This is a genomic window from Desulfuromusa ferrireducens (genome assembly GCF_055389805.1).
In genome coordinates, this window is record NZ_AP042415.1 from 2,594,647 (window position 1) to 2,607,348 (window position 12,702).

Here is a 12,702-nt window from a genome sequence, read left to right on the forward strand (position 1 = left end):
GCGCAGAAGTATTTTCCGTCCGCGTTGATTATATGGTTAGGCCGATTTTTGTGAGTTGCTATTCCGGTACAGCATTCGTCCAAACGGTAAAACAAAAAATAATAGACAAGCTAATATTGCAGAATTCATTTCGTAATTTTGGATATTTGGAAATTTCGTTACTGCAAATAGCAAACTCAATATCCCACCAAAAATGACAGTGAGGACATACAGTCCAAGTCCTATTGTTTTTAATTGTCCTATTGATTTACCTTTTTCAAGTGCATAAACATAGACTGGCCGAATGATGAAGTAGATGGCCACTCCAAGCGCAGATCCTGCCAATATTGCGACTATTAAATTCATAACGGCCTAACGGTTCATGATAACCGGCGGCGACGCGAACTTGAGTGTCCCACCGCAATTGGTTTTGCTTTTCAATTTAGCGCAAAAGCATTTTCCGTCCGCGTTGATTAGTTTGTTATGTGTTTTTGTATGATCTGAAACTTTATTATGCTCTTAACATTTAACTATTCAATTTCAATTACAGGCACGAATTGTTTTTTTACAAATTCATCCCAATCTCCACCGCAATGAGTTGCGGTGTTATGGGGAGTAAAATTCCTTGAAATAAAACCACCCCAATATCTAAATAACCATTTTTCACTTATTATTTTGTGAGTATTTATATCCAATAGAATTGTCCGATGCTCATTTATACCAAAGAGGCGATTTGTTTTTTTTGATTCAACTTCATAAAATCTTTCAGATGGTAGAGTGGAATTCCCATTGCTCTCATCATAAAATATTGGATTCCCCTGATCATCCCAGTACTCGGCAGGCAGCTCAATTGGTTGGTACACTTTTACGCCTGCTTCGGTGTCACACAAGCGGTGGAAGTAGATACGGCCAGCGATTTCGTCGGAAAAGGGAATGACTACTGCAACAAGAAATACCAGCGTGCAGACCACGACTTTAAGCGGCAAGCTTTTTCTGATGAACTTCCTACCAAACCACACTGCCAGCACAATACACACCGGCACCCACAGCACAATTAGAAACAGCGGGCCGGTCAATACAACAAAACCCAAAATTTCACTCATGACTTTGTCGACATAGAAGGTCCCGGTGCCTTTCTTTTTGATTATATTTCATACACATAACGGTAATGATAACCGGCGGCGACGCGAACTTGCGTGACCCACCGCAATTTGGTTTTGCTTTTCAATTTAGGGCAGAAGTATTTTCCGTCCGCGTTGATTTAATGGTTAGGAGGACTCCTGAGCACACTCTGGCCAGTAAACCAATGAGATGCTTGAGATTGGAAAAGTCGATATACAATAAAGATATTGATTGGAATGATTAGGATGGACACGATGAAGTCTAATTTTGGCATTTCTTGTCCAAGCCCACCGAGGAGAAGTAGCAATGAGATGACGAAAAATATTGCGAAGACATATCGTGCGGCATTGCTTCCTTTGTTGATTTTGTAAGGCAAAATACAAACAAGGCCATAGATAAAAATATTCAAACAGAATTCGTCAAAAGAAATAGCGCCAATCCACCTATTGATCAGTGCACAGATTGCGGATACCGCAATCGTTGCCCACAGTGCAATGATTGCTTGATTGACCCCCTCTGGCTTATTCATTTTCCTCCTCCTAACGGTTCATGATAACCGGCGGCGACGCGAACTTGCGTGACCCACCGTAATTTGGTTTTGCTTTTCAATTTTGCGCAGAGGCCCATTCCGTCCGCGTTGATTCGTTTGTTAGCTGCTAAGAGCCTTCATGCCCTCAACAAATACTTTAGTTGCCGCCCCAATTAATTCTTGTCTTTTGGGTAGGTAGTCTTTAATGCTTGGTTTGATGACTTGGTAATATGCTTTGATGACTTGGGAAGTAACATCAACCGTATCCGTTCGAAGAATGTGCTCAAACCTTGTGGAATATTGTTCTCCATAGGTTTTTTTAGCTGCACTTTCCCCTCGAGTAAGTCCTCTTTGAAGCTCCCACATTCCTTGTCGATAAGCATCGCCGAGCTCAACAATTTTAATTCTTTTAACTTGGTCTTTTGTAACAGGAACACCATCTATAAAAAACGGCTCGTTGTTGTCATATGGGACTACAATTTCGTCAAGAAGTCTGCCAAATGATAAATCTAGCAATACAAGTTGCTTTCCGTAGCTGTCAGATTCGGCAATCACACCATAGAGTTTTTCATTTTCTTGCTGTTCAGTTATCTCATCAGTCATGATTATTCCTTTTTGCAGCTAACGGTTCATAATAACCGGCGGCGACGCGAACTTGCGTGACCCACCGAAATTTGGTTTTGCTTTTCAATTTAGCGCAGAAGTATTTTCCGTCCGGTTGATTTTATTGTTAGGCATTATTTAAATAGCTCTGGTTTATGAACATTCCAAGGGATGATGTTAAATTGCAGATCATTTGCTTGGAGTTGATATTTTCCTTCTATTTCAACTACTTTTTTAAATTTAACACCCTTGTGTTTCGACATAATATTGTAAATTAGTTCTTGATGTCGATCAGGGGTTCTAAGGCCAAAGATTATAGAAATAATGTTTGCTGGCATTGGGTACGTTTGATTGCCTTCTGCCACTACAAGACGCCATTCTTTTTCGTAACTCCACATTTCAGATTTAGTAAGAAAAATGTCATCTTGATTCGGTCTGCTAGTTAACGCCTCAAGGTAGCTGAATCTCGGAAGGTCCCTTGAATAAGTCACTTTGTCGGTGTGAGTACTGTTCCCGAGTGCGTTTTTTTCTGTACGCTCAAATTCAATACAGATGCCTTTGTGGTCATTGGAATAATGAGCCCACATCAGTATATTTAAAGGGTCTTCACTCATGCTGAAAATACCGAGCTTTGAAATGGCATTTTTACTTTTTTCTTTTGCTTTTGGCTGTAATGCCTTTATTCCATTAAATTTCTCATCGGAACCATACTCATCAAGCATCTTTTTTGTTGCAACTTTATCGTCTGTCCCGAAGTGTTTTAAAAGGTGGTTTCTGTGTTCTTCTTGGGTGAAGTCACCGTGCATATCGAATGCGCATTCGAAAGGGTCGTTAAAGGTTGATGGTTGTGCGCACCACATTTTCATATTGACGAGCATCTCAATAGTTAGTTCGTCAACTGAACGATATTTGAATAGAGATGTAATTTCTGGGTTCTTCATAAAATTTCCAGATGCCTAACGGTTCATGATAACCGGCGGCGACGCGAACTTGCGTGCGCCACCGCCTTTTATATTTTTCAATTTTGCGCAGACGGATTTTCCGTCCGGTTGATTTATTTGTTATGTGCTTTTTTGATTTAGTACTTTCCTAGTTCAATTTTACCTTTTCCGAAAAGCTCAGATTGTTGGCCTTCGGGGGCTTCATAAACCGCTTTTACAGTTGCGTAGTATCTATTCCCACGACCACCAGAGCACGGTGGCATATAGGCCCCTGCTTTATCCCAACTCGGGTTTGCATGAGGGGACACAATGAAGAACTCCCCTGGAAGTTCAAAGGTATGTCCCTTTATGGACGGAATAGTCACTTCAGTTGTTTTGGTGGCGATTGTGTAGCCAACTTTGCCGTGACCACCATTGTCCATTTGCTGTGCATCGCGATCACTGTATTCAACGATTAATGCATTAGTATTCGGAGGAATATTTGAAATTTTCAAACTAGGTGTTTCCGCATTACCGCCAAATTTGTTGCATTGTTGGTTTTCTGGAACTTTGACTCCATCCCAGAGTGAACTTGCAAACTGCACATTAAGGTTGGCCATATTTTCGGCAGGCTTGTATTTTCCTGCACAACCGACTAGTGAAACCAAGAAGATTGCAAATAAGCATAAATGTTGAAATGTGGATTTGTAGGACATGTAGACCCCCCTTTTGGGTAGTGTAGTAGGGTGCATCATCTATTGATTGCACATAACGGTTCATGATAACCGGCGGCGACGCGAACTTGCATGACCCACCACAATTTGGTTTTGTTTTTTAATTTAGCGCAGACGTATTTTCCGTCCGGTTGATTAAATGGTTAGCACGGACTCGAATGTTTGCAGGAACCCTTCAATATTTTTATTTTCAATTGTTAGACTGGGATCAATTCTTAGCACATTGATACCAGGCCGCTGGGCTACGATATAGCCTTGGGCCAGAAGTTCTTTTCTAACGTGGGAGGTATATGAGCCTTTCGAGTCGTCAGTTAATTCTATGGCAATCATCAGCCCTCTGGCCCGAACTTCCTTAATTCTGTTCGTTCGCACCTTGATTCCTTGAAGTCCGTTCGAAAGTATTGCTGCAAGATCTTCGGCTCTTTTGATAAGACCTTCGTCACAAATGGCTCGCACGACCTCTCGTGCGATAGTCGCACCCAGCGGGTCATTCTGATGAGATTGGGCATAAGGCAATGGCTTTTTCGCCAATCGCGTTGCTACTGTCATTGAAAAGGCTGCCAAGCTGACAGGATAGCCATTACCAATCCCTTTCCCAATCGCAACGATATCGGGACAGAGATCGTAATGCTGATAGCCAAACCATTTCCCGGTTCGACCAAGTCCAGTGGTCACTTCGTTGGCGATGATGAGGCCATTGCCACTGCGTATTTTTTCAACAATATTTCTGATGAGTTTCTTTGGTGGAAACCGCACCAAACCAGATGAGCTACCAGGCTCAAATAGAAAACCGCCAATTTTCGAGAATGGGATTGCTGACCAATGCTCGCAGCTATCATTACATTCGGTGGCATACGGACAAACATTGCACTTCGCCCAGTCAAAGCAGAACCACGCGTCATCCCGCTTTTCCCATGCGGAACCATAGGATCCGCAGTAGGAGTCCGTCATGGTCATCAACAGCGGCCGCTGTTCTATCTGACGTGTTGCCCTTATGCTGTATTCGACTGCTTCACTTCCCGAGCAGAGGAACACGCACTTTCCTTGGTCGAATTTGAGTAAAGATAGTATTTCTTGTGCGGATTCCTCTACGACGGTGTTCGAGTAGCAGAAGCCGGTGTGAGCGATACGAGCGGCCTGATCGGTCAAGGCGCGCAAAAATTTGGGGTGAGCATGTCCAATCGAGGTGCTCCAGACACCCGATTCCAAATCAATGTAGACCTTTCCGTCTGAATCAAAGAGATGACAGTTTTCAGCGCGAACTATATTTATGAGCGATAAATCATGCCCAGGGTACCAGAGTAAGTGGCTCATTCAATTGTCCTGATTGATTATGATTTGAAGTGCTAACGGTTCATGATAACCGGCGGCGACGCGAACTTGCGTGAACCACCGCAATTGGTTTTGCTTTTCAATTTAAAGCAGAAGCGTTTTCCGTCCGGTTGATTGGTTTGTTAGGCATTATCCCGCTAATGGTGACCACCAATGGCAGGATAAAAAAACAAACTAATTATGCTTGTGCAGAACCATAGTGCAAACCAAACTGAGGCAACAAGTATTGTTAATAGGTATTTTTGCCCCTTTGGGTAAACTGAAAAATACTGAATATTGCGAGCGATGAACGTGATTGCCGCTGCGACAATTAAGGCTGAGATTAATAGTTCAAATTGAGGTATTTTTATGAATTTCTCATCAACCAATCCAACCAAATGCCACAAGATGAAATAGCTTATAAAAATTGTGGCGTTCGTAGCTATGAATCTTTTAAACATTCAGATGCCTAACGGTTCATGATAACCGGCGGCGACGCGAAGGTTCGGCCACTACCGCAATTTTAGTTTTTGTTTTTTGGCCAAAAGCAGAAGCCCATTCCGTCCGGTTGATTACGTTGTTATGCGTATTTTATTACACATCTGGGTAAATAAACTCTCTGTTAATTCCTTTGTCAGATAAATAACTTGAAATTTCTGCCTTTAATTTAATTGGTAACTCAATTTTAAGAACTATACGATCGCCACCATTTACTTGCGAAGATTGATGCCAGATAGTTTCGAGATCATATCGCATGTCCATCTGAGCAAAGTACACAGCCTCTTGATTTATCGGCCGTGGGTTTGATATATGTTTTGATGGTTGAATGAGTAATGGTATGCCAAGCGGGTTATTGTTGTTTCCTTTTTGGTCCATGAGTTCTAATATTTTACCAAGTGGTTCTTTCTGATGTGTATTTCCAGTTGCTGTTGCATTACAAATAAATAGTGCACCATCGCTGTCTCGCTCATCATTGGCAAAAAATAGGGCCACATTACTTGATAGGCTCCAATTAATAAGGTTTGTTCCTTTTAAGAAAAAACCATCTTCCTCTGGATATTGCTGAATTCGCTTCATAAATTCGAACCATGGATCAAGATCTAACTCAGCGGCCTTTTCTTCAAGTTCATCGGATGGTCTACAAAGTAGACCGAACTTGAATAAGAATAAGTTCAGAATCGAAAGATGATGTTCTTTAGAGTCAGCAATTCTGGTTGTTAGACGTTCATGAGCTTCTATTCCGAATAAAGTTGTTTTAAAAGAACGTACAAACGTTGAGTCAATAAGCCACTTTTTTTCTTTGTGCCCACGATAAAATATGAGCGAATTTGATCTCTTGCTGTAATCTTCAATTTTGGAAAGCTCATCTAGAAGGCCTACAAGGCTATCCACCCTCCATACAGAGCTGGATATTTTTAGTGTTTTTGAATGGCTAGGATCAATATTCATTTTATATATAAACGCATAACGGTTCATGATAACCGGCGGCGACGCGAAGTTTTGGCCACCACCGCAATTTTGTTTTGCTTTTCAATTTAAAGCAGAAGCATTTTCCGTCCGCGTTGATTAGTTTGTTAGAAGGCTTTTTGACTTAATAACTTTGCAATAAAGAATAATATTTGAATTGTCATTATCGCTGACCAAACTCGCAAAATAATAGGTAAATATCTTTGTGTTATGTCTTTTCTTTTTATTGAATAATGTAGAAGCACAAAAAGACCAGTGAAACCAGAAACCCCAATTGTGAAAGCTAAAAAGTGCCGCCAGATTTCAATTTCAGGATGCTGAATAGATGAAGTTATTATTGCTGCTGCAAGCCCACAAACGACAATCATGAAATAGAGGGTAAGTCTCCATTTCGGTGTGGCACTAAGGTCTGAATTGGCAAATTTTTCTAGTTTAGTTTCCAATTTCTATTCTTGCCTTCTAACGGTTCATGATAACCGGCGGCGACGCGAAGCTGCGTGACCCACCGCAATTGGTTTTGTTTTTCAATTTAGCGCAGAAGCGTTTTCCGTCCGCGTTGATTAAATTGTTAGATTTAGTGCCCTACTGTTTTGGAAAAGACGTTTATCACGACCACGCCCGCAACTATTAAGCCCATTCCTAGTACTGCTGGAAGATCTGGTGTCTGCTTGTATAAAATGACGCCTGCAATCGTGACCAGAACGATTCCGAGCCCTGACCAAATTGCATACGTTACACCCACAGGGATAGTTTTTAATACGTGAGTTAAGAAGTAGAAGGCAGCTCCGTATCCAATAATAACGATAAGGCTTGGGATAACCCTCGTAAATCCTTCTGATGCCTTTAATGCACTTGTGGCAATGACTTCGGCAATGATTGCAATTGCTAAATATGAGTAAGTCATTTTTTTTCTTTCTGAAATCTAACGGTTCAAGATAACCGGCGGCGACGCGAACTTGCGTGACCCACCGAAATTTGGTTTTGCTTTTCAATTTAAAGCAGAAGCATTTTCCGTCCGCGTTGATTTTCTTGTTAGGTACATTTTCTTTCGATCAATAATTGTCTAATAGTGACGTTGTCACTCGCGCAATTTCATTTGCACTTGTGTGTTCATATTGAGGGTTGAAAACCCAATATTCATGCGGTTTCTGTGAGTCTCTCCGTAGAACAAGGCTCAACGATTCACCATTTTGTTCTATTTTTATTTTAATACTTTTGGTTGGGTGCGAGTGGTGCGCTAAGTAGTTATCTTTTATGCCTTTGAGCATTGAAAGTAGTTCGTCATTATTGTCTGCTGGCGAAGCATTTATTGAAATTTTAGGGTTACCGTCTATTTCGGTTAGAAAATTAATAGTCTCTTCATAACAAGAAGAAGACATAATGTGACTGAGTAGAAAAACACCAAGAATCGGAGTGATAAATGAAATGTAAATTACAAATTTAATTCTTTTGGATACTTTGTTTTTATTGAATACGGACAGAATGTTCATAATGACAAATATTGGCAGTAATATGAATCCTGCTACAAAAAGTACTGATATGATTTTGTCGATTATGATCAATTCAATTCCTTGTACCTAACGGTTCATGATAACCGGCGGCGACGCGGACTTGCGTGACCCACCGCAATTGGTTTTGCTTTTCAATTTAAAGAAGAAGCGTTTTCCGTCCGCGTTGATTAGTTTGTTAGATGATTATTCGACTACTTCCGTTATTTCAATTTCCGTATTGTCTGGAAGTAGATTGTTAAAATCACTGATTAGTGCTGGGATTTCATTTGTTGAAGCTTTGACCTCTTTGTAGATGTCAAAAACTCTATGAACTGCTGAGAGCAACCAAGTACGTTTATTTAATATTTCTACGCTTTCTTTAAGTTTATTGATTTGCTGGCGCATTATGTTGATTTGTTGACCGTTTGCAGTTTTTTCCGCGTAAAGTTCCTCTACTTGGCTTGATAACTCATTTAGTTTTTCGAACATAATGTTCTTTTCGTTTTGGGTGAAGCTAGCGGTGTCTGAATTGAGACTGTCAGTTATGTTTTTAAGAATTTCTTCGCGCAAAGACTCTAGGTCACTGTAGCCTGGGACGTTAGCTTTATGGTCTTGTTCAATTCTCAATGCCCATTGATAAATTCTGCCGCGAGCATTTTGAATGTTTTCATGTTGCATTTTCTCGGGCTCGAGTGTTAGCAGACCGGGTGACTCTTCGGTGATAAATGGTTGTTTGTCATGCTTAACTTGCTTGAGGAGGAAATAAAAATTCTGCTCACCCTTAAATTCAATTTTTATTAGGTAATCTTTTTGCTGCGAGGTGACAGAGAAATAATGCTGCGTGAAGGCAGTGAGGTCTAATTCTCTTTTAATGTCTTGAATAACAGCTGGCCTGATCGTTATCATTTATTCCCTCCATTTTTTTCATCTAACGGTTCATGATAACCGGCGGCGACGCGAACTTGCGTGACCAACCGCAATTGGTTTTGCTTTTCAATTTAAAGCAGAAGCGTTTTCCGTCCGGTTGATTATATTGTTAGAATTCTTGTTGCAATGAAAACGTAAATTTTAAATTCAAATTGCTGGAATTCTTGTGCTTTTCATGTTCCACAAAACTTTCGCAGGAACGGGTCGTTCCTTTTTCGTTGAACCTTTCGCGGCCAAACGAATTGATGCAGTTTTGCTTTTTATGCAGTTATTGATTTTTTATGTTTTGGAAGGGGATTGATAGAACTTTTGATGATTAACCGGCGCCCCTCCGAGTTACTTCATTTTGCTCTTATTTGTCATTTCAACAAAGCGTAACTTTTGCAGTTTTTCAAATTCGCTGGAAAGAGGATATTGAATTTATGCTTTTTCAATTTCCGAATTCTAACGGTTCATGATAACCGGCGGCGACGCGAAGTTTTGGCCACCACCGCAATTTGGTTTTGCTATTCAATTTAGCGCAGACGTATTTTCCGTCCGGTTCATTTTTTTGTTAGCTGTTTTATTTTTTGTGTATCGTTCTCAAAGTGCTTTGATGCTTCATTATAAGTATCTGAGAATTCGGTCTTATTTCTCACTAAGCAGAAAACTGATACGCATGACAAAATGATGTTTATTGCAATTGTATACTCAGTAATATTTTCAATTTTTATTTGCTTTGAAGCATAAACACTTGCAGCAATACTTGAAAATAGAACTAGTACATAAATTACATCGAGAGCAATATTGTTTATATTCGTGTGTTTTGATTTTACAATTTTCGTTTCCCACAGATAAATATCTTCGCCTAGCATATTATTGATTTTTTCTTCTATTGCCTTTTTATATCCGCCCTCTGAGAGAACCCATGAATTTAGGTTCATCCAGTAGAATATTAGAGTAAACATTCCGATTGGAAGAACCAGGAGAACCATAGTTACTTTTTCTTTTAGAGCTAAAGCTAAAATGCTCAATACTAATGTCGAACCAAATCCGAGAACCTTAGATCCAAGACTTTGGTAGGCAAGGATCTTTTGGTCGATTATCTCGCATTGCTTCGCAAGTAACTCAATTTTTTTTTCTTTTATATCCATAATTTCTGACAGCTAACGGTTCATGATAACCGGCGGCGACGCGAATTTGCGTGACCCACCGCAATTGGTTTTGCTTTTCAATTTAAAGCAGAAGCGTTTTCCGTCCGGTTGATTATATTGTTAGAATTCTTGTTGCAATGAAAACGAAAATTTCAATTTCAAATTGCTGGAATTCTTGTGCTTTTCATGTTCCACAAAACTTTCGCGGGAACGGGTCGTTCCTTTTTCGTTGAACCTTTCGCGGCCAAACGAATTGATGCAGTTTTGCTTTTTATGCAGTTATTGATTTTTTATGTTTTGGAAGGGGATTGATCGAACTTTTGATGATTAACCGGCGCCCCTCCGAGTTATTTCATTTTGCTCTTATTTGTCATTTCAACAAAGCGAAACTTTTGCAGTTATTCAAATTCGCTGAAAAGAGGATATTGAATTTATGCTTTTTCAATTTCCGAATTCTAACGGTTCATGATAACCGGCGGCGACGCGAATTTGCGTTACCCACCGCAATTTGGTTTTGCTTTTCAATTTAGCGCAGACGTATTTTCCGTCCGGTTGATTAGTTTGTTAGCCTTTTTTACTTACCACTTCTTTTTATGAAAAATGTAAATGGGCCATATTCTTCAAAACAATGATTTTTTACTTTTAAACTTATGGTCGCGTTTACGTTTGTATTTCTATTTATATTATTGGGGACATTGTAAGCGTCGAACAATACTCCAGCATTTCTAACTTTTTTCTCACTTGGGCCGCCGAAACGATCTCTCCAAACCGTGTAGGTTCTGGAGAAGTGCTTTTTGTCACTGCTTTCGCAGGTTAATGTTATTGCGCCGCAATCTTCGATTGGGATTCCATATGGTGATGGATTATTAAAATACAGACCAACAAGATACTCCCCAGCATATTCATGCTCAAAATCAAATGATAACGTTTTGTTTATATTTTCTTTTTTTATTTTCAATTCAACAATTGGTTCAAATAAACCTTCAGGCTCGAATAGCGACAATAGTATTGGTTTTTGGGGCAGGAGGTAGTTGTAGAAAACCAACCATGCCAGAAATATAAACACTACAACTGCAATTAGTTTGTGAGGTAGGTTGAAAAATATGGACACCAAAGTTTAGAGTAGTTCTCACAATGGAGGTGTCAGAATGGAAAGAGGTCCAAACGGCCGCTACTCGAAGGAGTTTCGGGATGAGGCTGTGAAAATGGTTATTGAAGGTGGAGTGTCCGCCTATGAGGTGTCACGTCGCCTTTCCTTGCCGAAATCAACCCTTGAAAATTGGGTGAGAGCGTTCAAGGAAGGCAAGCTAAGGGATATCGGAGACCACCGACGCCCCTTAACCGAGGTCGAACTGGAGCTTGCCAGAGTTAAGCGAGAACTGGCTCAGGTCAAGCAGGAGCGCGATATTTTAAAAAAAGCCGCCGCGTACTTTGCCAAGGAGTCGCTGCCCAGTACGCGCTGATAAAACAGATGCGGCCCAATTATTCAGTTCCGATCCTCTGTCGAACACTTGGCGTATCGCCAAGTGGATATTATGCCTGGCTGAAACAGCCCGAGTCACCTCGCCAAAAAGAGGAGAAGCGACTCGAAATTGAGATCAAGGCAGCCCACAAGAGGACTCGGGAAACTTATGGTCCCGAGCGATTACAGGAAGACCTTGCAGAGCAAGGAGTTCATGTCGGTATCCATCGGATCAAGCGAATACGTAAGAAGCTTGGCCTCAGCTGCAAGCAAAAAAAGAAGTTCAAGGCCACGACAAACTCTAACCATTCGCTTCCTGTTGCCGAGAACCTGCTTGAGCAAAAGTTTGACGTCGAGGCCCCCAATCAAGCGTGGGTGACTGATATTACATACATCCCCACTGCCGAGGGCTGGCTGTACCTTGCTGGCCATAAAGACCTCTTCACGGGGGAAGTCGTTGGATATGCAATGGGCGAGAGAATGACGAAGAATTTGGTCAGTCAGTCTCTTTTTCGAGCGGTATCAGCCAAGCGTCCGCCACCGGACCTGATCAATCATTCAGACCGGGGCAGCCAGTATTGTTCAAAAGAGTATCAACGTCTGTTGAAACAGTTCGGCATGCGACCATCAATGAGTCGCAGAGGGAATTGCTATGACAACGCCCCGATAGAGAGCTTCTGGGGAGTATTGAAAAACGAATTGGTTCACCATCGTAGATACGCCACCAGAAAAGAGGCGATGCGGGAAATTACGGAATACATCGAAATCTTCTACAACAGGCAAAGGCGACAGAAAAGGTTGAGTTATTTATCGCCTGCGGCCTTTGAACAAAATTATTACAGAGAACTAAATGCAGCTTGAGGTCATTTGGTGTCCACTATTGACGACCGACCTCATTGTATGTTCGCTTTATCATGCATTTCATTTTGAAGGCTAACGGTTCATGATAACCGGCGGCGACGCTAACTTGCGTGACCCACCGCAATTGGTTTTGCTTTTCAATTTAGCGCAGAAGTATTTTCCGT

14 protein-coding genes are annotated in these 12,702 nt (G+C 41.0%); 1 reads left to right on the plus strand and 13 read right to left on the minus strand.

The features are described 5' to 3' along the window. Positions 1–509: 509 nt before the first annotated feature. From ACZ5PT_RS11675 to ACZ5PT_RS11735, 13 genes are all read right to left on the minus strand, one after another. Positions 510–1,082, minus strand: coding sequence for a hypothetical protein (locus tag ACZ5PT_RS11675; protein ID WP_464263211.1), 573 nt, complete (start codon positions 1,080–1,082; stop codon positions 510–512). Between the two features lie 158 nt (positions 1,083–1,240). Continuing rightward, entirely contained in the window at positions 1,241–1,630 is a 390-nt protein-coding gene (locus ACZ5PT_RS11680) for a hypothetical protein (RefSeq protein WP_464263212.1), read from the minus strand. A 120-nt stretch (positions 1,631–1,750) separates the two neighbouring features. Continuing rightward, a complete protein-coding gene (locus tag ACZ5PT_RS11685; RefSeq protein WP_464263213.1) occupies positions 1,751–2,233 on the minus strand; it encodes a hypothetical protein in 483 nt (160 codons plus the stop codon). A 134-nt stretch (positions 2,234–2,367) separates the two neighbouring features. Further along, positions 2,368–3,174, minus strand: a complete 807-nt coding sequence (locus tag ACZ5PT_RS11690) for a DUF2971 domain-containing protein (protein ID WP_464263214.1) — start codon at positions 3,172–3,174, stop codon at positions 2,368–2,370. Positions 3,175–3,311: 137 nt separating this feature from the next. Continuing rightward, positions 3,312–3,869 (minus strand): hypothetical protein, encoded by a 558-nt coding sequence (locus ACZ5PT_RS11695; RefSeq protein WP_464263215.1) that lies wholly within the window; start codon positions 3,867–3,869, stop codon positions 3,312–3,314. A 153-nt stretch (positions 3,870–4,022) separates the two neighbouring features. After that, positions 4,023–5,201: an aminotransferase class III-fold pyridoxal phosphate-dependent enzyme gene (locus ACZ5PT_RS11700; RefSeq protein ID WP_464263216.1), complete on the minus strand. Its 1,179-nt coding sequence runs from the start codon at positions 5,199–5,201 to the stop codon at positions 4,023–4,025. A 591-nt stretch (positions 5,202–5,792) separates the two neighbouring features. After that, entirely contained in the window at positions 5,793–6,674 is an 882-nt protein-coding gene (locus ACZ5PT_RS11705) for a hypothetical protein (RefSeq protein WP_464263217.1), read from the minus strand. Positions 6,675–6,772: 98 nt separating this feature from the next. Continuing rightward, entirely contained in the window at positions 6,773–7,108 is a 336-nt protein-coding gene (locus ACZ5PT_RS11710; RefSeq protein WP_464263218.1) for a hypothetical protein, read from the minus strand. A 131-nt stretch (positions 7,109–7,239) separates the two neighbouring features. Next, positions 7,240–7,569, minus strand: coding sequence for a DMT family transporter (locus tag ACZ5PT_RS11715; RefSeq protein ID WP_464263219.1), 330 nt, complete (start codon positions 7,567–7,569; stop codon positions 7,240–7,242). Positions 7,570–7,717: 148 nt separating this feature from the next. Beyond that, positions 7,718–8,227 (minus strand): hypothetical protein, encoded by a 510-nt coding sequence (locus ACZ5PT_RS11720; RefSeq protein ID WP_464263220.1) that lies wholly within the window; start codon positions 8,225–8,227, stop codon positions 7,718–7,720. Positions 8,228–8,359: 132 nt separating this feature from the next. Beyond that, entirely contained in the window at positions 8,360–9,061 is a 702-nt protein-coding gene (locus tag ACZ5PT_RS11725; RefSeq protein ID WP_464263221.1) for a hypothetical protein, read from the minus strand. 563 nt (positions 9,062–9,624) lie between these two features. Continuing rightward, positions 9,625–10,215, minus strand: coding sequence for a hypothetical protein (locus ACZ5PT_RS11730; RefSeq protein ID WP_464263222.1), 591 nt, complete (start codon positions 10,213–10,215; stop codon positions 9,625–9,627). 574 nt (positions 10,216–10,789) lie between these two features. Continuing rightward, positions 10,790–11,281: a hypothetical protein gene (locus ACZ5PT_RS11735; RefSeq protein WP_464263223.1), complete on the minus strand. Its 492-nt coding sequence runs from the start codon at positions 11,279–11,281 to the stop codon at positions 10,790–10,792. An 82-nt stretch (positions 11,282–11,363) separates the two neighbouring features. Between ACZ5PT_RS11735 and ACZ5PT_RS11740 the strand changes: the two genes are divergently transcribed. Further along, a protein-coding gene (locus ACZ5PT_RS11740) for an IS3 family transposase (RefSeq protein WP_464263224.1) occupies positions 11,364–12,538 on the plus strand; the annotation gives its coding sequence in 2 pieces (ribosomal slippage) (positions 11,364–11,634 and positions 11,634–12,538; 1,176 coding nt in all). The last annotated feature ends 164 nt before the right edge of the window (positions 12,539–12,702 follow it).

What these genes read in the sequence shown, in the direction of transcription:
- ACZ5PT_RS11715 (WP_464263219.1), bottom strand. Translation starts at nt 7,569, where the DNA reads ATGACTTACTCATATTTAGCAATTGCAATCATTGCCGAAGTCATTGCC.
- ACZ5PT_RS11680 (WP_464263212.1), bottom strand. Translation starts at nt 1,630, where the DNA reads ATGAATAAGCCAGAGGGGGTCAATCAAGCAATCATTGCACTGTGGGCA.
- ACZ5PT_RS11675 (WP_464263211.1), bottom strand. Translation starts at nt 1,082, where the DNA reads ATGAGTGAAATTTTGGGTTTTGTTGTATTGACCGGCCCGCTGTTTCTA.
- ACZ5PT_RS11695 (WP_464263215.1), bottom strand. Translation starts at nt 3,869, where the DNA reads ATGTCCTACAAATCCACATTTCAACATTTATGCTTATTTGCAATCTTC.
- ACZ5PT_RS11685 (WP_464263213.1), bottom strand. Translation starts at nt 2,233, where the DNA reads ATGACTGATGAGATAACTGAACAGCAAGAAAATGAAAAACTCTATGGT.
- ACZ5PT_RS11690 (WP_464263214.1), bottom strand. Translation starts at nt 3,174, where the DNA reads ATGAAGAACCCAGAAATTACATCTCTATTCAAATATCGTTCAGTTGAC.
- ACZ5PT_RS11705 (WP_464263217.1), bottom strand. Translation starts at nt 6,674, where the DNA reads ATGAACCGTTATGCGTTTATATATAAAATGAATATTGATCCTAGCCAT.
- ACZ5PT_RS11730 (WP_464263222.1), bottom strand. Translation starts at nt 10,215, where the DNA reads ATGGATATAAAAGAAAAAAAAATTGAGTTACTTGCGAAGCAATGCGAG.
- ACZ5PT_RS11700 (WP_464263216.1), bottom strand. Translation starts at nt 5,201, where the DNA reads ATGAGCCACTTACTCTGGTACCCTGGGCATGATTTATCGCTCATAAAT.
- ACZ5PT_RS11725 (WP_464263221.1), bottom strand. Translation starts at nt 9,061, where the DNA reads ATGATAACGATCAGGCCAGCTGTTATTCAAGACATTAAAAGAGAATTA.